The following is a 26242-nucleotide window of genomic DNA, read 5'->3' as shown; positions in this document are numbered from 1 at the left end:
AATGGAATCTCACACCTTAATGTTCATGATCAGCTGCGTTACCATATAGCAGCCGGCTAAAATAAGCAGCGACACCGACATAATGAGACGGCCGGCCCCCTTATACATAGGCTCCATATAATCCGGCGAGCTGAAGCTAAGCACGGCAATGACTACGAGCGGCGCAAATGCCAAAATTTTCGACTCAAACCGCTTTTGCGCCAGCATCACTTGAATATCCTGTTGAATATCAAGCTTCTCCTGGATAATCGAAGCCGTTCGGCGCATAACTTGGACAAGATTGCCCCCCGTCCGTTTGCAGATGACAAACACTTCCGTAAACTGCTGAATATCGTCCAAGCCCGAACGGCCGCTTAAATCGTTCAGCGCAGTCTCAATCGTCTCGCCGTTCTCCAAGCGCCGGTTAATCGTTTCAAGCTCTTTGACGATGAGGGCTTGCGGGTCCGGATAGAGCAGCCGCAAATCCGACAGCGCTTCGAGAAAGGCGATCTCAACCGATTTACCGGCTCCCAATGCCGAGGATATCGAAGCAAGCGCCTGTTTGAACTGCAGCTGAAGCTGATTTCTGCGCTTGCGGATTAACTGCTTGCGACGAATGACCGGATAGTACAGCCCGGCTGCGGAAAGCACCAATGCGCCGAACCAGTGATTGTAAAAAATAAAGCCAATACAAGCGAGACATCCTGCGGCAATAACGGCCGAAAGGAACTTCTGCCTGGGGGTCATCGCATATTCGTTATAATCGATCAGTCCCGTTCCCGGAAGCTGTTGATGCGATAACGGCAATGTCCCTGCAGGTTTGCGTCCGGCTGAAAGACCTCGCAGCAAGCCGGCCGCAGCCGGCCAACCGGATACAGGCAGCCGGCGCTTGCCCCTCGCCTTCACATCGGTATCCGCTAACGCGGCTCTGCGTATTCGCTGGCTCTGGAGCAGCGTCCAGCCGATCCAGCAAGCTCCCCCCAGCATAACGATGACTATAAGCATAATCCCAATTGCATCCCTCCTTCCCCTACGGATCACTTGCTCCAATCAGTGAGGCGTCACCCCCGCCATCGCCAGCTTTTCCGCGAATCGAAGCGCATTGCCGGTTGACTGCAGCTCGCCGATCACGCTGCCTTCCGGCGCTTCGCCCCGCTCTACAAATTGAAATAATGGATTCAACTGCACCTCCCCGTCGGACAATCCGATAATTTCGCTGATTTCCGTTATTCTGCGCGACCGGTCCCTTAGCCTTTGCAGATGGATCATTACATCGATGGCCGAGCAAATCTGCTTGCGGATCACTTCCACGGGAAGCGAAGCGCCGCTCAACACCATCGTTTCAAGCCGACTCAGCATATCCGTTGTAGAATTCGCATGACCGGTCGATAGGCTCCCATCGTGTCCGGTATTCATCGCCTGCAGCATATCCAACGCCTCGGCCCCCCGCACCTCTCCGACGATAATCCGGTTCGGCCGCATCCGCAGCGAGGAACGGATCAAATCGCGAATGGTTATTTCCCCCTTGCCTTCCGTATTCACATTGCGCGTCTCCAGACGAACCAGATTCGGGACGGTGCGGATTTGCAGCTCCGCCGAATCCTCGATCGTAATGATCCGTTCATCATCGGGAATATACTGCGACAACGCGTTAAGAAACGTTGTTTTGCCGGAGCCGGTACCGCCGCCGATAAACAGATTGTATTTCGCCTTGACGAGCCTGATCAGAAACGCGGCCGCCTCGTCCGTCAACGCCCCTTTGGCGATCAGATCGGCCAATGTTAGCGGAGACGACGGAAACTTGCGGATCGTCATGGCCGGCCCCTCAAGAGCGACCGGCGATAGTACGACATTGACGCGCGAGCCGTCCAGCAGCCGGGCATCGACAATCGGGCTCGATTCATTCACCGCACGATTGACGCGCGCGACAATCGATTGAATAACATCCTCCAGCTTTTCCCTGCTTTCAAATTTCACATCGGACAATGCAACGCGACCGTCCTGCTCAATGAAAATTTGATCGTGCCGGTTGATCATAATTTCCGTTATCGAAGCGTCGTCGACTAACGGCTGCAGGACATCCAGACCCCGGAACGAATGAAACAGCCGCAGCACCAAACGATGCTTTTGTCCGAAGGTCAAATAGTCCTCGAACGGAAATGCGAACACTTCCTGCTCGATCATCTCCATCAGCTGCTCGTCCGTCACGGAAAACGACAGATCCAGCTTTTCTTTGACGATCTGCTTGAGGATCGCTACCGTTTCATCGGACCACATCGGCTTGCCTCGCTTCGTCGGGAGAATAGATCCCGGTAATCGCTCCTACGCTTTCGCTGAACGCCCCGCGGGCCTGCAGCGTCTCCAGGCTGCCGACCGCCTTCCATTCGGGAACGTAGGGCAAATAGCCGGCTACGGGCAGCTGCTGTGCCGCCAGCCCGCTGCTAAGCGATCCGCCGTACTTGTTTACGACAAACCGCAGCTTCCCGTTAAGTCCGCTGTCCTGCATTCCTTCCAGCCCGGCGAGCTGACTGAGCAGCAGCTTCGTTTTTTCCAAATGAACGCGATCGTCAATGACAAGCCAAAGCACCTGGTCGCTCTGCTTCAACGAAGCGGTCACCCGCGGGTAAAGCGGCGAGTCCAAATCGAGCAGCAAGCAATCGTAGCCTCCGGACGCCAGCACCGATTGGATGAGCGATTCGGTATCGTGTTCGGTTATTTCCGACATTTCAACCGCCGCCGAAACGCCGGGAAAATAATCGAAGCCCATAATCCGGTGTCTTCGCTTATACCGCTCCACCTTGGCCGTCTGCAGCTTCATGTCCGTTTTGCCGTAATACAGCATCCGCGAAAAATAATTGTCCTCCTCTTCAGGCTCCGCTTCCAGCCATGCCGCGGACGGCAGCTGCTCCAGGTTGAGATAAAAAACCCGCTTGCCTTGATCCGCAAGCTCTCTGGCGAGATGTACCGCCGTAAGCGTCTTGCCGCTGCCGCCGACAGCCGAGTAGACGGAAATAACGCGGGAGCTTCTGCTCCCCTTCAGCATCCTATTCGAAGCGTATTCGTTAAAATGAGATATAATATGCGACAACAGCTGATTTAACGGACGATATTTGCAAAGCACCGGATATTCCATGATATCCGCAGCCGACGGCGCGTCGCTCAGCAGAATGAGGCAGCCCAGCTGCCGTTGAAACACATGCTCGGGCAGCGGTATAAACCGCTCATGAACGAGCAAAATATAAGGCTCCCGCGATCGTTCGACAAACGAAAACCCTTGCTCCTTCGACGTAAACACGCTGATCGTGAACGTATCCGCATGCTCCGAGGTGCGGATGTACGAAGACAGCATATCGATGAAATACGAATCCTGCTCCAGTAAAACGAGCTTCATTTTCGCCATTGGCGTCTGGCCCCTCCTCCTTATGCTTCACGGTACCGCACTATGGATCACAATAATTCGAGCTACATCTCCCCCATCAGCTGCAAAATTCCGCTGGCTGCCAGAACTGCCGAAATGATCGCCAGTACGATGGCCGCCTTTAATTTAATCGTAATGTGCATCGCCTCCTCCCAACCGAGAACGCAAAAAAAGCACTCACTGAACAAGTTGCCACTTGAACAGCGGTGCTTCCGCCTGAGTTCTATAGGATTAAAATCGATTATAGCACATTAAAAGGAAATTTCAACCATTTCATCCGATTTTGTTGAATGATCATGCAGAGTTCATTCAGCCGCCGGAAACAATAGGGTGTATGTCGTACCTTTGCCCGGCTCGCTCTCGATTTCAATTTTTCCGTCCATCTTCTTAATGATACCGAAGGAGACCATTGTCCCGAGTCCCGTACCTTTTTCTTTCGTGGAGTAAAACGGCGTCCCGAGCCTTTTTACTTGTTCCGGCGTCATCCCGGCCCCCGTATCGCTAATGATCATCACTACACCATCATGCCGTAAAAATGCTTTCAGTCTTAAGCTTCCTCCTTGGTTCATTGCTTCGATAGCGTTTTTGCCGATGTTAATGAGCGCCTGCCGAAATTTGTACCGGTCGCCGAGGATGCACAGATCGTTATTTTCCGACGGTGTCTTGTCAACCTGAATCCGGTTATAATTCGCATAGGTCAGCAGCACATTGGATAAATAGTCGAGCTCGCCGTTTACGTTAATTTTTTCAACGATATCGGGGTCAGGTTTGGCAAGGGTGAGATAGTCCGTAATAATCAGCTGGGCTCTATCCAATTCGTCCAGACATATTTTCTGGTAAATTTCTTTTTTGTCCGGCTCCAGATTGGCGTTTCCGAACAACTGGATAAACCCTCTGACCGTCGTAAGCGGATTGCGGATCTCATGGGCGACGGAGGCGGCCATTTCACCGATCATTTTTATTTTCTCGCTTTTGACAATCTCATCCTGCATCTGAAAATGGCCGTTTAAAAATTCAAGCAAATACACATAAAAACCGACGATGCACGCTTGAAGCAGGTACGTTATCAATGTCGAGGCCGGCTTGATGGTCAACAGCGTCAGCTGACCGGTGAGCGAAAGGTACAGGCCGAATGCAAACAGCTTAATGACGGTGCATAAAAGAATAGAAACGAACATTTTAGGATACAGCTTAAGCGATTGAAAAGGCTTCAGAGACAGCACCAATAGTATAAATCCGGGCAAAATGGCAAAAAAGTAGTACCAATTATGCGGAGCGCCCAGCATATCCCGGTACAAAATTAGGGTAAAGAACAGCAGTGCCGAGACGAATGTTCCGCCGTATAAAGCTCCGATCACCAACGGTATGGAGCGGAAATCGAAAATTAATCCGTTCAAATCAATCGGAAAAGACATCGTAACGACCAGCGCAAATGCAAACAGTATGTACATCAACGAACAATATAAGCGAGCATTGCTTTTTGTTTTGTAAATATAGGGATAAAATACGAGCGGGGAAAATATAAAGAAAATATTTAAAATAAAATCTTTAAAGTAGGTTAACATAGCAGCCCCTTTAAAACGTAATCGTATTACCTATATCTTGATTGATTTGTAGCCCGCTCCCTATCATTCCGATTCTGTACGATGCTCGTTGACGGACGTCATTTCATGTAAAAAAGCGACGGCCAGGTCGTAGGCGTCCGGATGCATATACCGTTTGGCGAGCTCCGATTTGTTCGACTGAAAAAACATGCGCACCAAGGAGCTGCTGGTCAGCATATCCGGTGTGTAAGGCGATAAATAAACCGTATCGGCGACTGTCGTATTACGGATAAACTGCTCCATCTGGAACTCGTAATCAAGATCCGTCATATTGCGAATTCCTCGGATGACGGCATCGATTTGATTCGCGTTAATATAATTGGCTACGACGCCCTCGAAAGGAACCACATGAACGCGCCCGGCAAACTGATTCCCGATTGACGCTCTCACCAAATCGGTTCTTTGCGGAAGCGAGAAGTAGTGCTTTTTCGAACGGTTGTTCGCTATCACAATGTGGACGTTCTCGAACAGCTTGAACGCCCGCTCAATAACCGACAAATGACCTAGCGTAATCGGATCGAAGCTTCCTGCATATACGGCTTTCATAGTTATGCTCCTAGATTCGGGATTGAAAAGCTTGCTTGTTCCGCTCGATTTGCTGTATATGCCGGCTTACGTGACCGACAAACATGCTCACAATGTCCTTCAGCGTCTGCTTGCCTGCAATATTATGCACGCCCGTCCGTTCCCAATCGTCCGGCTGCAGCCCTTTTAGCACGGCCGTCATTCCGGCACGCTGCAGCTTGAACAGCTCCAAATAATGCTGAAGATCAAGCGATTCATACTTCAGCCGTCCCGCCCAGGCGTCGGGGTCGAATTTGAACAGCAGCGGATTATTTTCGGCGATAATCTTTTTCATCCTGTAGATGGCTATCATTTCCGCATCGCTTACATGGATGATCACTTCTTTAATGCTCCATTTGTCCGGAGCCGGCTTGAAATGAAGCAGTTCCTCGCTCACCCCGTTCAATGCCTCCGTCAATTGGTCATAGCCTTGCGCATACGCCTGAATCAGCTCGTTCATTGCAGACCTCTCCTTTGCCATGAATTTGGTTTTCGCAGCGTTCAACTTGCTCGGTTTCCGAACCTCAGCTTACACCGGACTTCGTAAAGCAAGTTCCCACAGCCGCTTCGGCCGTCCGTATCGGGTCATCACAGCCTCATGCTTGTAAACCGTGCGCCAGTCCTGAAATAAGCGGTCGACCTGGCTCTCGTTGAAAAAACGTTTGCGGCGTCCGTCCTGCTCGAAATAATTCGGCTCCAGCTCGATCCCCCGGCCGGCTCCGAATTCGACGTCATGGACGGAATTTACGCGGCACAGCAGGCAGCCGTTCGGCTCCAACACGCGCCGGATATCGTCGACAATCGCCTCCGTATCGGTCCATGAAAAATAATGCAGGCTCAGATCGGCGATAACCAGCTTGGCGCTGCCGTCGGTGAAGGGCAGCCGCTCTTGAAGATCGAGCCGCAGCGTCTTCGCCTCCGGCACGTGCCTCCGGAGGCGCCGCAGCGCCTCCTCCGACAAATCGCACGCGATAACGGAGAAGCCGCGCTCGCTGAGATAAAGGCTGTCGCAGCCGATGCCGCAGCCAAGGTCAATGACCGGCACGTCCCGGGATGTCTCCAATATCGATGCGTGCTTATCCAGCCAATCGTCGTAAACCGGCTTCTCATCGTTCCGCTCGGTAAAGATCCGGTTCCAATACTTCATTTCTTCGGTCATCATTTCCTCCGCAGCCGTTATTATGCCTTTATTAGAAACAAGGTCAGCTCATCCCGGTTATGGAACAGCTGTTTGGCCTTCTGCAGCGTAAGCGCCGGCGCCAGGTCCTCGAGCAGCTCGCGCACCGTTTGAAACGGCTTTTTATGCATCAGCTTGACCGTAACGATAGCCGTGCCTCCCTGCTGCAGCGCATGAAGCAGCCCTTTGACCAGCTTGGCCATCTGTCTCGGATTCCAGCTCATATCGCATACGAGCAGATCGAAAGCATCCGGCTGCAGCCGGACGTCCCCGGCGTTTTTGGGATAATACGTCAGCTTCGGATGTTTGAGCAGTCCCGCATCGAGCTTCGCCGGATCGATCGCGGTAACTTTAACGCCCCGTTCCAGCAGCAGCGACGTCCAACCGCCGGGAGCCGCACCGATGTCAACGGCCGAGCGGTACTGCGTAAAATCAAGACCGAAAGCCTGCTCGGCCTCCAGCAGCTTGAATTTGGCCCGCGATACTTGGCCTTCCTCCCTGCGGAAACGGATTGCGCCGCCCGGCCAATCCGACAAATTATCCTCAGGCCGCGAAAGCCCCGCATAAGCGGTTTGCGGCGTCAAGAAAACCGACAGGATCAGCTCGGCATCCTTGACGACCGGAGCGATATGGCAAGCCTCGGTCAATACGCTGTCGATCGCTTGCTTGCAGACTCCGGCGGACAAGCCGGATTGAACCTGCTCCGTCTTGCGGACCTGAACTGCCAGTTTTGTTCCTGCAGCAAGCCGAAAGCCGGCGAGAATCGCATCCTGCAGCGTATCGATGGAGCCGTTCCATTCAAGCTCGACATCGACCGGCTGCATATGGCGCAAAAACATCGGCTCCCGTTCGAGCAGGCTTGCGACCGCCTCCGCCCGGCTCACCGGGACGGAAAACATAAAGATTTCGGTCGGAACCATGAAGCTGAACTTCGTCTCAGAACCGAACAGCCTGCGGATTTCTTCCTGCGCCTGCTGTCCGTAGCCGTGATTGGCCGTACCGATAAATACACTGTGATCGGCGGATGGCATCATTACAGCACCTTAATCCACGGACGTCCCTGGAACCATTCGAGCGTAACCGGAACCTGAAAAGCCTTCAGCAGGTTCGCTTCGGTCAATACGTCCTCTTTCCGGCCGGAGGCGATAATTTTTCCTTCGTCAATCAGCGCCACATGCGTGAACATCGGCATAATTTCCTCAATATGGTGGGTGACATACACAATCGTAATATTTTGCCGGCGAAGCTCATTGATCGTTTCCAGCAGCCGCTCGCGCTCGAATAAATCAAGGCCCGAGCACGGCTCGTCCATAATTAAAATCGACGGGCTGGTCATCAGCGACCGGGCCAGCATAATTTTTTTGCGCTCGCCCTGGGACAGAGAACCGAGCGGTTGATCGGCGAGATGAGGCAGTCTGACTTGCTCCAGCATACCCAACGCCTTGCGCTTTACCTCTTCGGGAATTTCCTCATAGAACCGCAGGAAGGCGAATTCGCCGGTAGCGACAACCTCCCATACCGGATCGGCCGGATTCAGCTTCTCGTACAATGACTGGCTGATATAGCCGATATGTTTGCGCACTTCCCGGACATCGCATTGACCGTATGTATGCCCAAGCACCTCAACTTGTCCGCGGGTCGGGAACTGGTATCCGTTAAGCAGCTCCAGTATGGTCGTTTTGCCCGAACCGTTTTTGCCGAGAATGACCCAATGCTCGCCCCCATTCGCCTGAAGCTCGATATCCGATAAAATCGTCCGCCCCTCGCGGATAAAATAAATATGTTCCAAAGATAAGACCTGCATCTGTAAAATCACAACCTATTCTTGTACGGTATTGGATAGCTTCTGGAGTGTTTCGTATAGCATAGGCCCGTTGACCAGCCTGACATTATCCGGTTTGTTCCGGTACAGCAGCTGGTACATTTGATTTTTGCCGCTGAGACTCGAGGTATGCAAATATATTTCGTGCGGATAGCGCCGCTCGGCAATCATAAAGCGGACAACGTCCATTGCATCGGGCTGGCCCCAGCCCAAATCAAAGTCGAGCGACAAAATGCCGACCTCGCATTCCTGCAGCAGCAGGATGCATTCCTCGGCCGTGCGCGCGGCGACCAAGCCTTTGGGACAAGCTCTCAAATCGTCCAAATAAACGTGTATGACAGGTAACGCCTCCCTTTTTCCATAGAGCGGGCTATCGGCGCTCCGACGGACGGATAACGGGCTTTACTTCGTGCCGGCAGTCGGCAGAGCTTGCTTGGCGGCCGCTAATCCGCTTCCAATCTGCTGCTATCTGCTGCTAATTTGCCGCTAATCGAAAGACCCGTTCGATCTCCGATGCATGCGAGCCGTCCGCCGGAGTCGGCGTTTCCAGCACAAGCGGCAACGACTGCAATTGGGGCGTTTGCAAAAGCTGGCGAAACCGTTCATCGCCAATATGGCCGAAGCCGATATTCTCGTGCCGGTCCTTGCACAGACCCCCCGGATATTTCGAATCGTTGAGGTGAACCGCCTTAAGATGGTCGAAATAGCCGATGGAGGAAGCTTTCGCCGCCAGCTCCGCCCAGCCGTCAGGCTGAGAGGACCACAGCCCGCATGCAAAAGCGTGGCACGTATCGAAGCAAAAACCGACACGGTCGCGGCAATCAGACAAATTGCGAATTTGCATCAGCTCCTCAAGCGTCGAGCCCATTCTCGTGCCTTCACCCGCCTGATTCTCAATGAGCAGCATGGCCCGGCCTTGCCAGTCCAAAAGCACTTCATGTACACATTGTATAATATTTTTATAGCCTTGTAACGTATCCGCGCCTTTATATTTGCCAAAATGAACCACGACGCCTACGGAACCGCAAGCCTCGGCGATTTCCAGGTCGTTGCGCAGCGACAAGACGGAGGCGCGGCGCAGCTGGTCGTCCTCCGAGGCCAGATTGATCAAATAAGCGGAATGGGCAATCGAAGCAAGGCCGTGCTCGCGGCTTAGACGGGCGCAGCCTTCGGCGTCCTTCGGATTCCAGCGCTTGACGGTTAGGCTCCGCGGATTTTTCGGAAAATATTGAAAAGCGCCCGAATTCAGCCTGACCGCGTTTCTGGCGGCTTCCTCATACCCTTTGCCGATACTGAGATGGCAGCCTACTTTTAACATCGGCGGCGTCCACTTCCTCCCGATTTTAATGAACTTGTTACATATTTACCGTCACGAATTTTACGAACGAATCGGGCAAAACCGCCGCCCTAGCTTTGGCAATGAAGGCAGCAGAACGATTTTTTGCCCGATACATCCTGCCTTGCCAACGGTCTGCCGCAGCGCACGCATGGCTCCCCTTCGCGGTCATACACCTTGCAGCGGCTGTCATAGCCGCCGGTCAACGCATCTCCGGCAAATAAGGGCATTTCCATATAGCCGCCATAACGCGTCGCTTCCGCTAACACATGCCGCATGGACCGGTACAAACGCTCTATTTCGCCGTCCGCCAGCTGATGGCAGCGTCTGGAAGGCAGCAGCCCGGCCTCGAAGCAAATTTCATCGGAGTAGCAGTTGCCGATTCCGGCGATGACGCTTTGGTCGACTAATGTCGTCTTCAACGTTCCCCGGTTCCGCTGGATGAGCGCGGCGAAACGGTCGATCGTAAAACCGGACTCCAGCGGCTCGGGCCCCAGCCTGCGCAGCAGCTTCTCCGCTTCCGCGGCGTCGTGAAGATGCAAATAGCCGAGCCTCAGTCCGATAAAAAATAAATGGCGGTCCCCCCAGCTTATCGTAACCTGCACGGTCCGTTCCGGCTTCTCTGCAGCGCTGCCGTAAAACATCATGCCGCCGAGCATGAGATGCAGTATGAGCACTTTGGAGCTGTTCAGGCGGAACAGCAGATGCTTGGCGCGCCGTTCGACCGTAAGCACCGAAGCGCCCGCAAGCTGCCGCTGAAACTGTTCCACCGGCATATTAATCGATTTCTCCCTGGTCACTTCCATTGAAGTGATCGGCAGACCTGAAATTCTCGGATTTAGCAGCAGCCTGTAATTTTCCATTTCCGGCAGTTCCGGCATTTGGGGCTCCCCTTTACAAAAAAATAAGAGACACGAAGCGCTGCCATTTGATCGATACTGAAAAATTGGCAATACTTGTCTCTCTATTATGTAACCATTTTTTAACGGGTTTAACCCTTGGCGGCATGCAGACCGGCGCAAACCGGCAGTTAACGCTTAGCCTGCACACGGCTGCGGGGCCGCCCGGCTTGCAGGGTGTCGGCCTGGACAGCCATCCCGGCTCATTTAGAAAAGCAAGCGCGCTGAATGATGAATGACCTGTCAGATCAGTTGATCCATCACATACTGCACGTCCGGCTTCGCGCGTTTCTTACCGGTCGCGGCCGAACTCCGCCGGCCGGCTGCGGTTGATCGCGCACGGTTTGCGGCCTGCGCCGAATCGCTCTGCTGCAGCTTGCGGCGCAGCCGCTCCGCTCTTTTCTCCAACGCGGCGATTTCCTCATGCTGCCGGGCCTTCGTTTCGTCGGCGGCCGCTTCAACATGTCCGCCATGCCGCCTGACACCATCAAGCCCATAGGAGCGTCTCAGCGATTGGCGCTGCCGCGCATGCTGGAGCGCCCATTCCGCGTAATGAAGCGCCCGGCCTAGCTGCTTCTCCCGATGCTCGTAATGCATCGACAGCTCTATAAACGGCTCCAACGAAACCACGCTTCGCTCTCCCTTGCGCTCCGTGTACAAGGTCCATAAGCGGCATGCGTCCGCAAACCGCCGTTGCTGCTTGTACACCTGCGCCAGCGGCAGCATATAGCCGGCGGCGGCCTCCGACTCCATCCCGCCGGCAAGCCGCTGCTCAAGCAGCTCCAGCGCCCGGGCGGCAAGCTCTCCCCGATCCAGCTTATCCAGCCATAAACCGAGCCGGTACAGCTCTTCCAATTCCATCTCCTCGATCCGGCTTTGGCCGTTCAGTGTTCCTGCAAAATGGATCGACAAGCCTGCTAACGACAAAATATCGAGCTCGTTATGTTCAAATATACCCTGCACGATCGATACATCCCGTTCGGCCAAATACTGAAAATAAAGAGCTGGCGCCAACGAGCCCGGCACATCATGTTCCCTGACGACATGAAGCCGCTCCTCCTCTACCTTGCCCAACCGGCACGAAGGCAGCGTATGCTTCCACAGGCTGCGTGACGGATACAAAAAGTCCAGATGCCCGTCAATTTCAGGCTCGGACGGCATCCGGTTCAAGATGTAGCGATTTTTAATAATCGGCCAGTCGAAAGATTTGCCGTTGTACGAGACGAGTACCGGATGCTCCTCCAGCTTCCGCTGCAAATAATGAAGCATGGCCAGCTCTTCGCCGGGATGGCGGATAAACATTTGCTCTACGACCAGCTGCCCGCGTTCATAAAAGCCGATGCCGATCATAAACGGCACGTTGCCCGCTCCGACACCGAGTCCCGTCGTCTCGGTATCCAGGTAGAGCAGCCGGTCGTGCGGCAGCCGACCGTCCGACTGCCGGCCGCCCATGCCACGGCCGGGCTCCGCTGCGCTGCCGCGCCCGGCTGCAGCGCCTTTCTTCGCTGCCGGCGGCGCCAGCAGCGCATGGAGCTGATCGGACTGTCCGATCAGCTCGCCGAGCGCGTAGCGGCCGTGCCGCGCCGCGCTGTCGTAGACGCGGCGCCGCATCACGAAGGCGCCATGCTCGCCTTGCTCCATGTGGGCGCCGAGCTGCGCCCACTCCGCATCGGCCGCGGGCGCGGCTGCGGCGCTGTCCTCCCGTGCGGCAGCGGCAGGCTCGGCACCGGGCTCGGGCCCGCCGCCGGCCGGCTTCTTATGCCGCAGCAGCCGTTCGCGCAGGCCGCTCATCGCACGGCCTCCGGCCGCTTCCGCAGCCTCGAAGACAGCGACCGGCCTGCGAGTACGGTCTTTCCGGCCGGCAGGAGAGGTGCTGCCCTAGCGACAGGCGTGCTATCGATATATGCAAATGCCAGCGGCTCCATGCATGGGAATGCACGTATCGTCACATGAAATTCCTCCTCTGATTCAGATTCGTTTTCACAGCTGTCCTAACAGCTCCATGCTTTTTTGCTTGGCGCTCAGCCCTTCGATTTCCGTACCGATGCACGAAGGGCAGCCGTCTTCGCAGATGCATTTGCGGATCAGGTTTCGGGCGGCCGCTTTGATCTCGTCCATACGTTTGTATACGTCTTCGGCCAAGCCAATACCGCCCGGGTAATGGTCATAGATGAATATCGTAGGCAGCTGCGTATGCTCGGCCCTGATTTGCGAAACGACGTGAATATCGCTTCGGTCGCACATCACATGAACCGGTACGATATGCCTTAACACATTGGAGATGCCCAGCAGCAGCTGCTCCAGCGTTTTCGTGCCTATCGTCGGGTCCGGCTCTTGCAGCTCGATCCAGGTTGCGCTCGTATGCAGCTCTTGCTCGGGCAGGCTGATTGGGCCGTAGCCGATATTTTCGAACGAGGAAAGCTTGATTTTCTTGAAAATCGTCGGCATGGCATTTACGACAACCTCGCCAAAATGGATGGACGCGGTCCTTCTGCTCTCCGTTCTGTCGATATCCAATACTTTAAGCTTTACAGCCAGGTTCGCGTCCGTGTAATACTCGACATCGACTTCCCGCACATAGGCTTTTTTATGGTCCCAGTCCAGCTTCTCGACCTGAAACTGCACCCCTTCATGCAAATATATGGCTTCGTCATGGAGCAGCGTCATCGCGCTGAAACGATCCATTTCGCCAATTATTTTTACGTTCGCCACGTCCGATTGATCGACAATGACGACATTTTCCTGAGCGGCGGATCGCAGGCTTACTTCATTTGCGGGAAAAGACTGGCTCGCCCAATAAAACGTACCGCCCGCATGATGAAGTACCCGTTCTTCAACCAAATATTGCAACAAGTCCTCAATCTCCAAAGGTCCGAACTCTTCCCCCCTCTTAAAAGGAAGCTCATAAGCCGCACACCTTAAATGATCGACCAAAATAATCAAATTTTCCGGGTTGATTCGGGCCGATTCCGGGGACCGATCAAAAAAATATTCGGGATTGTGGACAATATACTGGTCGATCGGCGTATTGCTCGCCACCATCAGCACCAGCGCTTCGCCATGCCTTCTCCCCGCCCGTCCCGCTTGCTGCCATGTGCTCGCTACGCTTCCGGGATAGCCGGTCATGATGCAGACCTGCAACTGGCCGATGTCCACTCCAAGCTCCAAAGCATTCGTGCTGACAACGCCCAATATGTCGCCGTTCCTTAATCCTCTTTCGATTTCCCTCCGCTGCTGCGGCAAATAGCCGCCCCGGTAGCCTCTAATCGATTTGGTTCCGATCTCGTTCTTAACCAGCTCCTGCAAATGGCTTAAAATAATTTCCACCCTGACCCGGCTCCGGGCAAAAACGATCGTCTGAATACGGTTGGCGAGAAATTGCTTCGCCAGACGGTTCACTTCAGCAGTAGCGCTTTTCCGGATGTTTAAAGGCTTGTTCACGATCGGCGGATTGTAAAATACAAAATGTTTTCTTCCTCTCGGCGCGCCGTTGTCGTCGATCAGCCGCATCGGGTTCCCGGTCAGCTGCTCGGCCAGCTCTCTCGGGTTCGCGATCGTCGCCGACGTGCAAATAAACACGGGCTTGCTGCCGTAAAATTGGCAAATTCGTTTCAGCCTGCGGATCACATTCGCCACATGGCTGCCGAATACGCCTCTGTATGTATGAAGTTCATCGATAACAATGTACTTAAGATTGCTGAATAAGCTGACCCATTTCGTATGATGAGGAAGAATCGCCGCATGCAGCATGTCGGGATTCGTGATCACAATATGGCCGGCATTTCTGACCAATTGGCGGATCGCGGGCGCCGTATCGCCGTCGTATGTAAAGCTTTTAATGTCGATGCCCATTTCGCCGATCATTTCGTTCAATTCGCTCTTCTGGTCTTGCGCCAATGCTTTTGTCGGGAACAGGTAAAGCGCGCGGCTGCCGTCGTCTTCGGCGATGGCCTGCAGTACGGGAAGGTTGTAGCAGAGCGTTTTGCCGGATGCGGTCGGGGTTACGGCTACAATATGTTCGCCTTTGCTTACCGTCTCGTAGGCGGTATACTGATGCGTATATAGCCGTTCGATACCTCTTTTGACCAATGCGGCTTTTATTCGCGGATCTACGGTATCCGGTACTGGCCTTGTTCTTGCCTCCTGCGGTTCGACTTCATGCCAGTTGATAATATGTTCGTTGCCTCTCAATTCCGTTATTAATTCGTCCAGCCGTTTCTTACGAATCATGGTTTCTTCACTCCACAGCATGCGATAAAAATAAACCGACGGTTACGAAATCCGGTTACGCCTATTATACCGAATACATGTTCGTGCGGCAATCGTTATTTGCCCGACTCTACAAGAAAAACATCCCTATCTTAAGGCGTTCAAGCGGAAAAGAAAACCCCGAACGGGACAATCCCGTTCAGGGTTATAGTAAATTTACTAAAGTTCATGCATATGCGCTATGGTCCAAAATGAAACAAATACCGTTACAGCAAGTCGGATGAATCGTCATAATCAAACCGCAGGCCATCGTGCGCAACCGTCTGCAGATACTGTCCCTGGATCGCCGCGGTTGCACTCGCCTGCAGCTTTGTCAGCACCTCGCGAAACTGATTCGCTTTCGAGCTTTTGGCTTCATTCTGAATGGCCAGTTGAAGCGCTTGCTCGATGACGGCAATATCTTGACTTGTAAAATTCATACCCAGTCCCTCCTGAGTAACCATTTTGTTTCCTGACCTAGTCTATCCATATTTAGGAGTATCCATTCAAAAAGCGACCTTAGATGGCATTGCGATCCCGCTTCATTTCCGTTTCCGCCGCCTCAGCCACGGTTTCCGGCGACGCTGCCCGTTCCTTCGCTGCAGCCGGTCCGCTTTCATGCGACGCAACCGATTTCTTATTCTTCACCGGCCGTTCAGCCCGCTTTCGTTCCCGTCCGGCCTTCAGGTGCGCTTCAGGCTCCGGCTCCCACCGCTGCTCCGCATTAAACCAATAAAACCATTGCTCCGGATGCTGCCGGATTACACGTTCCATGAAACGGTTTAGTACAAGCGTCGCCTCGCCCCGCTGCTGCTTCGTAAAGCCGGCATACAAATGCAGCGGCTGTTCAAAATTCAATTCATGCTCAAATCCCCGCGTTCTTCGACCGTAAAATGGAATAATCGGCACCCGCAGCTCGATCGCGAGCTTCGCCGCGCCTTCCGGGGACCGCGTTCTTTTGCCGAAAAATCGGGATTCCGGAAACGTCGGCCGCCAAAAATCGCCCAAAATAAAGACGACACCGTTCCCGGCCAAATGACTGCGCAGCTTGCGAAGCAGCTCCAACGGCGGCGTATTGTCATAATCGAGCCCCGGACAGCCCATCGCCTGAAAACGCAAGTACAACGGCCTTAGCTCCGGACTTCCCGCGGTTGCGATTGTAAGACAACGATAATTCCGGCACAAGTACCAATAGTAATAAAAAAAATTACCAGCATGCGGCGTATAGACGATGGCCCCGTGCCCTATCCGGAGCGCCTGCTCCAGATGATCCTCTCCGCGAATGCGGAACGGCCGTTCGACACCGGTCTGCAACCGGTCCGCTTCGAGCATCAACTCGTACAGAGTAAAAACGATATTTTGAAAATAGCGCCTCCGGATCGATCGCCTTTCTTTATCGCTGCGACCCGGAAGCAAGTCCCGCATATTGTTGAGAAGATTGTCCCGCTGCGAACGTCCGGCCAGCAACAGCAGCAGAAGCCCCATACTGCGGCAAGCAAGCAGAATCAAGGGTCGCGGAATCCAACCGCATATCCTGGATAATATCCCCATAAACCGGGAATTCGCCGTTATTTTTCCGATCCATTCGTACATTTCGTGTCCCTCCAGCCCGAGACTGGCCTTATCGGCTCAAAAAATGCTGTTTATATTTGCGGGTTACCCGCTCTTTTTCCAGCACAATGAAAAAATCTACCGTATCGAACTGCGAATCGTAAGCCGGGTCCCCGCCAATTTGCGCGCCCAGCCATTGATACCCCTTCATGAGCGGCGGGAGCCTGCGGAATACTTCTTTTTCATTCCAGCCGCTTTCCAGCACATTCAGTCCTGCAATCCGATGCGTTTCGAGCGGGCGAATACCGTAATGGTCCGTCCATACTTGCTTTTTCCGAAGCATGCTGTATATCTCGTTCAATTCGTTTAATGCCGGAACGTGAACGCTGGCACAGCCGATCAGATGAGAGTGGTGATGCTGTTCGCTATAACCGGCGATGCCTTCCCACAGCAGTTGAATCGCTTTGCCGCCGCGGTACGCCGGATGGATGCAGCTGCGGCCCAGTTCCAAGGCGTGGTCTTTATAATCATGGAATTCGCTTAAATCGAACTCTGTCTCCGAATAAAAGCCGATATGCGCCGCCGCCCGTCGTCCCGGAAGCAGACGGTACGTCCCGACGACCGTGTCATGATCCACATCCTTGACTATCAAATGATCGCAATAAACATCGTACGGATCCTGTTCGAGCCCGGATTCGTTCAGCATCTGCATGTTCTTTTCCTCTTCGACAAATACTTGATATCGCAATCGCATTGCCTGTTCGATTTCTTCGCTGCTTGAAGCCAGCTTGACGGCCAATCGGGCCGTTTGCGTTACCGCTTGCACTGCAGGTTGAGTCACAGTCAACACACCTTTCCTCCGGAAGTTGGTTTTCCATTACGTTCCCAGAGTAGCAGATGATTATTAAGCAGACATTCTCGGGTTATGAATGTTTTGTAAGGACTCGTTTGCAGCCGCTGCATTCAGCGAAGCCATATATAAACCGGAATGAATAAGATCGAAGTCAAAATTGCAGCAGCACCCATCGCGAATCCGCCGACGCTGCCCTGCAGCTCGGAATCTCGGATAATTTTGGCCGTTCCAATCCCATGAGCCGCAGTACCGATAGCCGTTCCGATCGATATGTCGTCGCGTACGCCGCAAAGTCTCAGCAGCGCCGGGCCGAACATGCTGCCGATCAGCCCCGTCAACACGGTCATGACTGCAGTAAGCTCCGGAATACCGCCGGCTTGACGCGATATTTCCATCGCGATCGGCGAAGTCACCGATTTCGGCATCAGCGTGACTATGAGCTGCATCGAGCCTCCCAGGCTCCAAACTAACCCGGCCGACAACAGCATCGCGCTAACCGAGCCTGCCGTCACCCCCGTCACAATCGAAACCATTTTCGAACGGATGTTCCGGGCGTTTTTATACAACGGAATCCCTAATGCCACCGTGGCCGGGCCCAAAACGAGAACGAGCGCGTCGCCGCCCTTCCGATACGCTTCATACGGGATGTGCGCAGCCAGCAAAAAAGCGATGATCAAAGCGGAGCTTATAAACAGCGGATGAAGCCACCGCCACCTGCGGTACAGGATAAGCGCAATGGAATAGCTGATGATGGAAAGCGCCAATCCGAAGATCGGCTGCTCCGAAATATTATGAAGATTCATGCTGCCGGCGCTCCTTCCTGTTGACAAGCTTGACCGTCCACCCCGTGACGAGCAATACGCCGACCGTGCTTGCAAAAAGACTGACCAGCAGCTGAACCGCATAGACGCCGATGAATTGAAAGAACACCATCGTACCGACAACAAACGGAATAAAGAACAACAGCATATGGTTGATTAAAAATTGGCCTGCATCCTCGACCCACTCCAGCTTTACGAGCTTCAAAAACAGACTGGCCGTAAACAATATGAGGCCGATGACATTCGCCGGAATCGGAATATTCAGCGCCGTTTGCAGCATTATGCCTAGCAAATAAAACCCGGTTACAATCGAAAAACCTAACAAAACCGTTTCCCCTCCAATTGCATCTGACTGAACATGCGAATCCGTAAATAAAACTAACATTCGTGATCCTTAAAAAAGCATCACCTGTCAAAAGCCTAACCGGGTATAATTGGACACCGATTGTGGAATTGTAAGCTTGGTGTGCAGTTCGTATACCGATTAATGAAAAAAAGGAGCTGTAATTCCTCATGGCAAAACCGGATAACCGGGAAGATAACGTCGAGCATCTGCAAAACAGCATCGACAACACGATTGAAAACATGGAGCAGACCGAGGCTTATTTGGACGAGCATGCCGACGAAATCAGTCCGCAGGAAAAAGAGACGCTTCAGGAAAAAAATCAGCGCCGCGAAAATAGTCTTCAAAGCTTCCGCAGCGAAATTCAGGACGAGTCGGAACATCAGCAAAGCTGACGTCTTCAGTCTCCGGAATTGACGAAAATCCCCATCCCGCGGATGGGGATTTATCGTTTTTCCGTCACTGCTGCACGTCCGGATTGCCGCCGCCGCCCGTATCCACTTTATTTCGCGGTACCTCGTAAGACCAGAAATCCCGCGCCAAATACGTATGTTCATGTATTTGTCTGGCCTCACGGACCAGCAGCTCCGCCTCGTCCTTCTGATAGCGCGAGCTGATGTGGGTCAAAATTAGCGCTTTGGCCCCCGCCTCGCGCGCAGCCCGCGCCGCATCCATCGCCGTGGAATGATCGTATTCGACGGCAAGATGCTTCTTAAGCTCGGCGAATGTCGCTTCGTGAACGAGCACATCCGCTCCTCTCGCCAGCTTGACGGAGTACTCGCAAGGCTGCGTGTCACCCAGGATGACGACGACCCGCCCCGGATAGGAGGGGCCGATGAAATCGGCCGCCTTCAGCAGCGTGCCGCTCTCCAGCGTCACATCGATCCCCTGCTTTAACCGGCCGAAGATCGGTCCCGACGAAATTCCAAGCGTCTTCAACTTTTCCGCGTGCAGTCGCCCCTTTTGCGGCTTCTCCACAATCCGGTAGCCATAGCTTTCGACCCTGTGAACGAGCGGCGCGGCGCTAACCGTAAACTGTTCGTCCTCGAACAGCACGGTTTCTTCAACAGACTCCATCTCATGGATCAACAGCTCATAGCTCAAATGAGCCTGGCTGAGCTCCAGCGCCGTACGAATAAACTGATTGGTTCCTTTCGGGCCGTACACCGTAAAGGGCGTATCCCCGCCCTGATACGAGCGGCTGGTGAGCAGTCCGGGTATACCGTACAGATGATCGCCATGCAGATGCGTAATAAACAGCTTTTCCAGCTTGCCGATGCGAACCGGAGACTTCAGCACTTGATGCTGGGTCCCTTCCCCGCAATCGAACATCCAATATGTATTCCGTTCGGCCAGCAAATTGAGGATCACGGACGTCACATTCCGCTCTTTCGAAGGCATGCCTGCGCCGGTCCCCAGAAAATAAATTTCCAAACCTCATCTACTCCGTTCACGCTTCATTCATACAAACAATGGGAAAAGAGTGGAGCAAGCTCCACTCTACCCTATAGCATGCCTAACTTTTATCTACATTAAAATACCGGGCTTCCGGATGGGCGAATACGATGGCGGATACCGAGGCTTCCGGCTCCATCATGCTGCCCTCCGTCAAGGTTACTCCGATATCTTCAGGATGCATCAAAGCGAACAGCTGCTGCTGGTCGTCGAGATTCGGGCATGCCGGATAACCGAACGAGAAGCGCTGACCGCGGTATTTGGCTCCGAACCGCTCCTGCATGGACATGTGTGCAGGATCAGGGAAGCCCCATACGTCCCGCATCATTTCATGCACGCGTTCGGCCAACGCTTCGGCTGTTTCCAGCGCTGTCGATTGAAGCGCATGCGAGCGCAGGTAGTCCCCGTTATCGCGCCATTCTTTGGCTTTCTCGTTGATTCCGTGACCTGCTGTTACAACCAGGAATCCAACGTAGTCCATTTCGCCGCTGTCCACGGATTTCAAATAATCCGCGAGACATAAATACGGCTCCGTCCCCTGTCTTGGGAACGTAAACGTCTGAATCACCTTTGCCGGATCGTTCGGATCGTAGATCAGCACGTCATTGCCCGAAGATTGCGCCGGGAAAAAGCGATACATGCCGTGAGCGCGAATCGTCCCTTCTTTTTGCGCTTCGGCGAGTATTTCATCTACGGTTTCCTTCAGCTGCACGGCTTTCGGGTCTTTTTCCGCAAGCAGCTTATCGACTTTGCCCTTTAAGCCGAGATGATGCCCCAGCAGCATCTGCATATTAATGTACGGCATAATATGGCTCATCGGATAATCGCGGATGACGCGGCGTTCCAGATCGGGCGGAACCTGCACAGGCAGCGTACGGTCTACGGATGACGTCTTGACGCGCGTCAAGACCGGAAGCCCTTCGTCCTTTTTACCGGCGTCCATTACGTCCGATTCCATGCTCTCGCGAAGCTCCCTGACCAGCAGCTTCCTTTGCTCGGGGTCCGTCAGCTTGTTGGCAATATCGAGGCCGTCCATCGCGTCCTTTGCATATAGCACCATGCCCTCGTATTCCGGCGCTATGCGCGTCTTCGTAAACTTCCGGGTCAGCGCCGCGCCGCCGACAAGTATCGGCACATCGATCCCGGCGTTTTTCAAATCTTGCGCTGTAATGACCATTTGCTGGGCGGATTTAACGAGCAGTCCCGACAAGCCGATCGCATCGGCCTTTTCCTGGCGATACGCTTCAATCAGCTGCTCCGGCGGTACTTTTATGCCCAAATTAATGATTTTGTAACCGTTATTGGACAAAATGATTTCCACCAAATTTTTGCCGATATCATGAACGTCGCCTTTGACCGTTGCGAGAATGATTTTACCTTTGACTGCGCTCTCCGCCTTCTCCATAAACTGCTCCAGATGGGCGACGGACGCTTTCATGACCTCCGCGCTCTGCAGCACCTCGGCCACAATCAGCTCGTTGTTGTTGAACAGACGGCCGACTTCCTCCATACCTCTCATCAGCGGGCCGTTAATAATGTCAAGCGGCGAATATTTGCCCCTGGCCTCTTCCAGATCGGGGATTAAGCCTTCCTTCGTACCTTCCACGACATAGGATGCCAGCCGCTCCTCCAGCGTCAAATTGGAGATTTTCTCCTTTTTCTCGACCTTCTTGACACGGAAATGGGCGACAAATTCGGCAAGCGTATCGTCGTTCGTATTGTAAATCAGCTCTTCGGCCAATCTGCGTTCTTCCTCAGGAATCGAGGCGTAACGCTCCAAGGTTTCCGTATTGACGATCGCATAATCCAGGCCTGCTTTGGTACAATGGTACAGGAACACGGCGTTCAGCACTTCCCGTCCTGCCGGAGGCAAGCCGAACGATACGTTGCTCAAGCCGAGAATCGTTTGCGTCTCGGGCAGCGCTTCTTTAATGAGACGAATGCCTTCGATCGTTTCCTTCGCGGAACCGATATACTGCTGATCGCCTGTTCCTACCGGGAATACAAGCGGATCGAATATAATATCGGACGGGTTCATGCCGTATTTATTGACTAACAGATCGTAAGACCGCTTCGCGACGTCCAGCTTGTCTTGCGCTTTTATCGCCTGTCCGCGCTCATCGATCGTACCGACGACGGCAGCCGCCCCGTAACGATGTATCAACGGCAATATTTTTTCGAACTTTTCTTCGCCATCCTCCAGGTTAATCGAATTGATGATCGCCTTCCCCTGGGAATGCTTCAACCCTAGCTCAATAACTTTGGCATCGGTCGAGTCCAGCATGAGCGGAACTTTCACTTTTTTAACGACAAGCTCAAGAAACCGGGTCATGTCGCTTATTTCATCGCGGTCCGGATCCTGCAAGCAGACGTCGATGACGGCTGCGCCGCCTTTGACCTGCGCTCTCGCAACCTCTGATGCTTCTTCATACTTGCCTTCCGCAATTAACCGCTTGAACTTCCGGGAACCAAGAACATTCGTTCTCTCTCCGACCATATACGGACGGTTGGCGTCTTCAATAAAGACCGTTTCAATGCCCGAAACCGCCGGCATATGCGGAGCTGCCTGCTCGCGCGGCTTGTAAGCCGCCAACGTCTGAGCCATCGCACGGATATGATCCGGAGTCGTTCCACAGCAGCCGCCGGCAATATTCAGCCAGCCCTGCTCGGCGAAACCGGCCAATTTCGTCGCGAGCGATTCCGGCGATTCGTGATACTTGCCGTTCTCATCCGGAAGCCCGGCATTCGGATAGCAGCTGACAGCCGTTTGCGCCAGTTCCGACAACGTCCGGATATGATCCCGCATAAACTCGGGGCCTGTTGCACAGTTCAAGCCGAACGAAATCGGCTTCAAATGCTCCATCGAAATATAGAAGGATTCGATATTTTGTCCGGCCAGCGTCGTTCCCATAGGCTCGATCGTACCCGAAATCATGATCGGCAGCTCGACGCCCAGCGCCTCGAACGCTTTGCGGATCCCGATGCTTCCCGCCTTGACGTTCAGCGCATCCTGCGACGTTTCCAGCAGCAGCGCGTCGACTCCGCCTTCGATCAATGCCAGCGCCTGCTCAAAGTAGCTGTCCACCAGCTCTTCAAAAGTAACGCCGCCCGTGACCGATAACGTTTTCGTCGTCGGCCCCATCGCTCCCGCCACATACCGCGGCCAGTCCGATGTGCTGTATTTGTTAGCGGCATCCACGGCGAGCTTCGCCAAAATAAGATTGATCTCTCTTGCTCGATCCTGCAGCCCGTATTCCGCCAAGACAACGCTGGAAGCTCCGAACGTATTGCTTTCTATAATATCGGCACCGGCGGCAAAATACGCCTCATGGATTTTGGAAATGACATCGGGACGGGTGACGGCCAAATATTCGTTGCAGCCTTCCAAATCTTCGCCGCCAAAATCATCCGCGGTCAAATCTTCCTGCTGGATCATCGTACCCATAGCACCGTCAAGAATCATAATTTTTTTCTTTAATTGCTCTTGCAATGATGGTTTGCTCATCGTTATCTTCCTTTCAAAGCCATCCGTTCGTCAACAGTTTCAAACTACTGGTGCGAAGCATGGGAAACAGTCGTGGTGTACCGCAAATAGTTTCGAATAATGTAAACTTAAGTGTAACAGAAAGCCAACTTGATGAAAAGACAGGAACTATTTTCATACGAATTATTTTATAATTCCTATCGGATTTATTGTATTAAATAGATCGACATCATGATCAACTTCCACTATAATACATCTTAGGAGACTGTCGATTAATAGGGATAAGGGCTTGGAGAATGGCTTCAGGGCGAGTTTTTTATTGCATTGTTACCGAAAAGTATAATGAAATCAAGGCAATAAAACGTGTTTGAGCTTCGAAGTCATCTCCAAAGCCCGCTCCCGTCCTTTAATCGACAGTCTCCTAAGCATCATTATATTGAATGGAAAGAGGGATGACCATGGCCGAAATTCGAATCCGCAATACGAATGAGCGCATCTCGGGCGAACAAAATGTGAAGGCATTTTTGGATAAGCAAGAAGTGCTGTACGAACACTGGGACGCAGCCAAGCTGCCGGAAGCCATACAAGAGAAATTCATTTTATCCGACGAGGAAAAAGCTCAAATTCTTTCCACCTTTAACCAGGAAATTACCGATTTGGCCGAACGCCGCGGGTATAAAACATGGGACATTATCGCGCTCTCCGACGCAACTCCGAACCTGGATGAACTGCTGAAAAAGTTCGAGCAGGTGCATACGCATACGGAAGATGAGGTTCGCGCCATTACAGCCGGTAAAGGAATCTTTATTATTAAAGGGACCGACGATGTCGGCTATTTCGACGTAGAGCTGGAGGCTGGCGACGTCATCTCCGTTCCCGAGCGCAAACCGCACTTTTTCACATTAATGGACAATCGTCAAATTGTCGCTGTCCGGCTCTTTATCGAAACCGAGGGCTGGATCGCCCATCCGTTCGAAGACCCGAGCTTTCAAAAAGCTTGATCCGTTAAGTGCCGCGCTTCCGCCATCTCGCGGTATGCTGGAGACTTTCACTCCTTAGTCGGCGCGCTGCCAAGCGCACATGAAACAAAACCGTCAGTTCCAATGGAACTGACGGTTTTGTTTCATGAACATATACGACAGCTGTGCCCGGTACGAATAAAATATGTATTAAGAGAGCGAGTCAATAACAACCTGGATTTCGCGCAAGTTCGTAATTTCATGTACGGGCTCGATTTCCCCGGTGCGCTTCAGCTCGTGGCGGTTAATCCACATATTGCGCATCCCGACGCGGTTGGAGCCGAGGATGTCAGTCGTCAGCTTGTCGCCGATCATGACGCCTTCCTCCGCGCGAATGTTCAGCCGTTCCATCGCATGGTGAAAAATAGACACCGCCGGCTTCCCTTCGCCGAAGCTGCCGGAAATAACGATATGGTCAAAATACGCGGCCAATTCCGGTACGCCATCCAGTTTCTCCTGCTGCAAATCCGGCGCGCCGTTCGTTAATAGCAGCAGCTTATACCGACTCTTCAGCTGTGCCAATACTTCAAACGTTTCTTCATATACGATCGGACGGCTGCGCCGTTCCACAGGGAACAGTTCGCCAAGACGATAGCCGAGCTTGGGATTATCCACGCCCAGCGCTTCCAAGCCGCGGGTCCAGGAAGCTGTGCGATAGCCTGGCGCCAGCTGCTGAAGCTTGCGGAAATTTTCGTTGTCGCCTCCGGTAAAATTAGCCCATAGCCCTTCAAACGGGTTAATGCCAATCATCTTCGTAAACGGATACGTCTCATACGATTCGTAAAGCGCGCGCGCCTCATTCCGAACCGCTTCCTCCAAAGCTTCCGGCTGTACCGGTTCGTGCTTGGTCGCTTCCTCGCATGTGGCGCGGAACGCCTCCTTCACGCTGCGATCATCCCACAGCAGCGTATCGTCCAAATCAAATAATACCGCTTGAATCGTCATGTTCCATATTCCTCTTCCCCAATGAAATATTCGTTATCTTTATGTGTGAGTTTTGATGATATTGATCATTCGGATCATCTCTTGAAATAATAAATGCCGACGATTATTCGGATTTAAGAGCTACCCCGTTGAGCTGCGCGAATTCTTTCAATTTATCGGCCATCGCGGACACATCAATTCGGTGATACAGCCGGGTAAATACCCATTTCCCGCCTTTTCCCTGCAACGCTATGACGACAGCATCCTTCGTCAGGACGATTTCCTCAATTTGCGCGGCATCGGCTCTCTTGTCTCCTGTAAATCGGCGCGTTAGCAAAAAGTTTTTACCGATGCGCAAAAACGGGCGTCTTACGAAATAAGTAAAGACACCGAGCAATATATAACAGCCCCCGGTCAGCCAATACAAGGTTTCGTCCTGAGGCGTAATGGCGAACGTTATATAACAGAAAATACCTACACAAATCAGTAAAACCGGCATCAGCCAATTGCGGCCTTTAATCGTAATCGTACCGTCCGATACGGCCTGACTCAGCGAAGGCTTGCCCTGCTTCGCCCTAAGCTTATTCGTTGTTTTCGTATTTTTTTGAACCATCCGTTCCCACTTGCGCGACATGGCATATCTCCTCAAAGGTTGATTTTATAAATATTGCGTCTGGCGTCGGAAACCTCTTTCAACCGATGAGAGTAATCCTCGTCTAAAATGCTAATTTCATTCAGCCGAAAG

General features: G+C 53.0%; 26 protein-coding genes. 3 read left to right on the top strand and 23 right to left on the bottom strand.

Translation table 11 applies throughout. From position 1 onward, the window contains the following. Nucleotides 1-9: 9 nt before the first annotated feature. The 12 genes from E1757_RS07060 to E1757_RS07005 form a co-directional block, all read right to left on the bottom strand. Nucleotides 10-984, bottom strand: a complete 975-nt coding sequence (locus E1757_RS07060; protein WP_246079055.1) for a type II secretion system F family protein — start codon at nt 982-984, stop codon at nt 10-12. A 45-nt stretch (nt 985-1029) separates the two neighbouring features. Then, nucleotides 1030-2256, bottom strand: coding sequence for a TadA family conjugal transfer-associated ATPase (locus tag E1757_RS07055; RefSeq protein WP_133226140.1), 1227 nt, complete (start codon nt 2254-2256; stop codon nt 1030-1032). Then, nucleotides 2243-3379, bottom strand: a complete 1137-nt coding sequence (locus E1757_RS07050) for a nucleotide-binding protein (RefSeq protein ID WP_133226139.1) — start codon at nt 3377-3379, stop codon at nt 2243-2245. The genes E1757_RS07055 and E1757_RS07050 overlap by 14 nt, the downstream gene beginning before the upstream one ends. Nucleotides 3380-3702: 323 nt before the next feature. Beyond that, nucleotides 3703-4962 (bottom strand): ATP-binding protein, encoded by a 1260-nt coding sequence (locus tag E1757_RS07045; protein WP_133226138.1) that lies wholly within the window; start codon nt 4960-4962, stop codon nt 3703-3705. Between the two features lie 63 nt (nt 4963-5025). Then, entirely contained in the window at nt 5026-5547 is a 522-nt protein-coding gene (gene coaD / locus E1757_RS07040; protein ID WP_133226137.1) for a pantetheine-phosphate adenylyltransferase, read from the bottom strand. Nucleotides 5548-5557: 10 nt separating this feature from the next. Then, on the bottom strand, nt 5558-6025 hold the full coding sequence (locus E1757_RS07035) for a DinB family protein (protein WP_165971986.1): 468 nt from the start codon (nt 6023-6025) through the stop codon (nt 5558-5560). A gap of 69 nt (nt 6026-6094) precedes the next feature. Further along, nucleotides 6095-6727, bottom strand: a complete 633-nt coding sequence (locus tag E1757_RS07030; RefSeq protein ID WP_246079053.1) for a class I SAM-dependent methyltransferase — start codon at nt 6725-6727, stop codon at nt 6095-6097. Between the two features lie 17 nt (nt 6728-6744). Continuing rightward, a complete protein-coding gene (locus E1757_RS07025; RefSeq protein WP_425464822.1) occupies nt 6745-7776 on the bottom strand; it encodes an SAM-dependent methyltransferase in 1032 nt (343 codons plus the stop codon). Beyond that, nucleotides 7776-8546 (bottom strand): ABC transporter ATP-binding protein, encoded by a 771-nt coding sequence (locus E1757_RS07020; protein WP_133226134.1) that lies wholly within the window; start codon nt 8544-8546, stop codon nt 7776-7778. The genes E1757_RS07025 and E1757_RS07020 overlap by 1 nt, the downstream gene beginning before the upstream one ends. Nucleotides 8547-8561: 15 nt before the next feature. Further along, nucleotides 8562-8888 carry a cyclic-phosphate processing receiver domain-containing protein gene (locus E1757_RS07015; protein WP_246079052.1) on the bottom strand — a complete coding sequence of 109 codons (327 nt, stop codon included), beginning with the start codon at nt 8886-8888 and terminating at the stop codon, nt 8562-8564. A 151-nt stretch (nt 8889-9039) separates the two neighbouring features. Further along, nucleotides 9040-9882, bottom strand: a complete 843-nt coding sequence (locus E1757_RS07010; protein ID WP_133226132.1) for a deoxyribonuclease IV — start codon at nt 9880-9882, stop codon at nt 9040-9042. A gap of 89 nt (nt 9883-9971) precedes the next feature. Further along, nucleotides 9972-10781, bottom strand: coding sequence for an Fpg/Nei family DNA glycosylase (locus E1757_RS07005; RefSeq protein WP_133226131.1), 810 nt, complete (start codon nt 10779-10781; stop codon nt 9972-9974). A 47-nt stretch (nt 10782-10828) separates the two neighbouring features. Between E1757_RS07005 and E1757_RS07000 the strand changes: the two genes are divergently transcribed. Next, on the top strand, nt 10829-11038 hold the full coding sequence (locus E1757_RS07000) for a hypothetical protein (RefSeq protein WP_133226130.1): 210 nt from the start codon (nt 10829-10831) through the stop codon (nt 11036-11038). Between the two features lie 4 nt (nt 11039-11042). On the opposite strand, the gene E1757_RS06995 is transcribed toward E1757_RS07000, so the two are convergent. The 7 genes from E1757_RS06995 to E1757_RS06965 form a co-directional block, all read right to left on the bottom strand. Continuing rightward, a complete protein-coding gene (locus tag E1757_RS06995) occupies nt 11043-12590 on the bottom strand; it encodes a ribonuclease H-like domain-containing protein (protein WP_133226129.1) in 1548 nt (515 codons plus the stop codon). A gap of 189 nt (nt 12591-12779) precedes the next feature. Then, complete coding sequence (locus E1757_RS06990) at nt 12780-15026, bottom strand: DEAD/DEAH box helicase (RefSeq protein ID WP_133226640.1); 2247 nt, start codon at nt 15024-15026, stop codon at nt 12780-12782. A gap of 248 nt (nt 15027-15274) precedes the next feature. After that, nucleotides 15275-15487 (bottom strand): hypothetical protein, encoded by a 213-nt coding sequence (locus tag E1757_RS06985; protein ID WP_133226128.1) that lies wholly within the window; start codon nt 15485-15487, stop codon nt 15275-15277. A 79-nt stretch (nt 15488-15566) separates the two neighbouring features. Then, nucleotides 15567-16640, bottom strand: coding sequence for a lysophospholipid acyltransferase family protein (locus E1757_RS06980; RefSeq protein ID WP_133226127.1), 1074 nt, complete (start codon nt 16638-16640; stop codon nt 15567-15569). A gap of 28 nt (nt 16641-16668) precedes the next feature. Continuing rightward, nucleotides 16669-17448, bottom strand: coding sequence for a GNAT family N-acetyltransferase (locus E1757_RS06975; RefSeq protein WP_246079051.1), 780 nt, complete (start codon nt 17446-17448; stop codon nt 16669-16671). Nucleotides 17449-17561: 113 nt separating this feature from the next. Then, nucleotides 17562-18254 carry an LrgB family protein gene (locus E1757_RS06970; protein WP_133226126.1) on the bottom strand — a complete coding sequence of 231 codons (693 nt, stop codon included), beginning with the start codon at nt 18252-18254 and terminating at the stop codon, nt 17562-17564. After that, entirely contained in the window at nt 18241-18597 is a 357-nt protein-coding gene (locus E1757_RS06965) for a CidA/LrgA family protein (RefSeq protein WP_133226125.1), read from the bottom strand. The genes E1757_RS06970 and E1757_RS06965 overlap by 14 nt, the downstream gene beginning before the upstream one ends. Nucleotides 18598-18785: 188 nt before the next feature. Here E1757_RS06965 and tlp point away from each other — a divergent pair, with 188 nt between their 5' ends. Then, complete coding sequence (gene tlp / locus E1757_RS06960; RefSeq protein WP_133226123.1) at nt 18786-19010, top strand: small acid-soluble spore protein Tlp; 225 nt, start codon at nt 18786-18788, stop codon at nt 19008-19010. Between the two features lie 64 nt (nt 19011-19074). Here tlp and rnz read toward each other — a convergent pair whose 3' ends face one another. Both rnz and metH read right to left on the bottom strand, forming a co-directional pair. Then, a complete protein-coding gene (gene rnz / locus E1757_RS06955; RefSeq protein WP_133226121.1) occupies nt 19075-20049 on the bottom strand; it encodes a ribonuclease Z in 975 nt (324 codons plus the stop codon). An 82-nt stretch (nt 20050-20131) separates the two neighbouring features. After that, entirely contained in the window at nt 20132-23575 is a 3444-nt protein-coding gene (gene metH / locus E1757_RS06950; protein ID WP_133226119.1) for a methionine synthase, read from the bottom strand. Between the two features lie 437 nt (nt 23576-24012). Between metH and E1757_RS06945 the strand changes: the two genes are divergently transcribed. Continuing rightward, nucleotides 24013-24555 (top strand): 1,2-dihydroxy-3-keto-5-methylthiopentene dioxygenase, encoded by a 543-nt coding sequence (locus tag E1757_RS06945; protein WP_133226117.1) that lies wholly within the window; start codon nt 24013-24015, stop codon nt 24553-24555. Nucleotides 24556-24723: 168 nt separating this feature from the next. Here E1757_RS06945 and E1757_RS06940 read toward each other — a convergent pair whose 3' ends face one another. Both E1757_RS06940 and E1757_RS06935 read right to left on the bottom strand, forming a co-directional pair. Continuing rightward, nucleotides 24724-25518 carry an HAD family hydrolase gene (locus E1757_RS06940; protein ID WP_133226115.1) on the bottom strand — a complete coding sequence of 265 codons (795 nt, stop codon included), beginning with the start codon at nt 25516-25518 and terminating at the stop codon, nt 24724-24726. A 103-nt stretch (nt 25519-25621) separates the two neighbouring features. Beyond that, nucleotides 25622-26131, bottom strand: a complete 510-nt coding sequence (locus tag E1757_RS06935) for a hypothetical protein (protein ID WP_133226113.1) — start codon at nt 26129-26131, stop codon at nt 25622-25624. Nucleotides 26132-26242: the final 111 nt, after the last annotated feature.

It is taken from the genome of Paenibacillus piri, assembly GCF_004354045.1.
In the GTDB taxonomy this organism is placed as follows: domain Bacteria; phylum Bacillota; class Bacilli; order Paenibacillales; family NBRC-103111; genus Paenibacillus_S; species Paenibacillus_S piri.
Note: the sequence above shows the minus strand (reverse complement) of the source record. Positions and strands in the feature narration are given on the sequence as shown.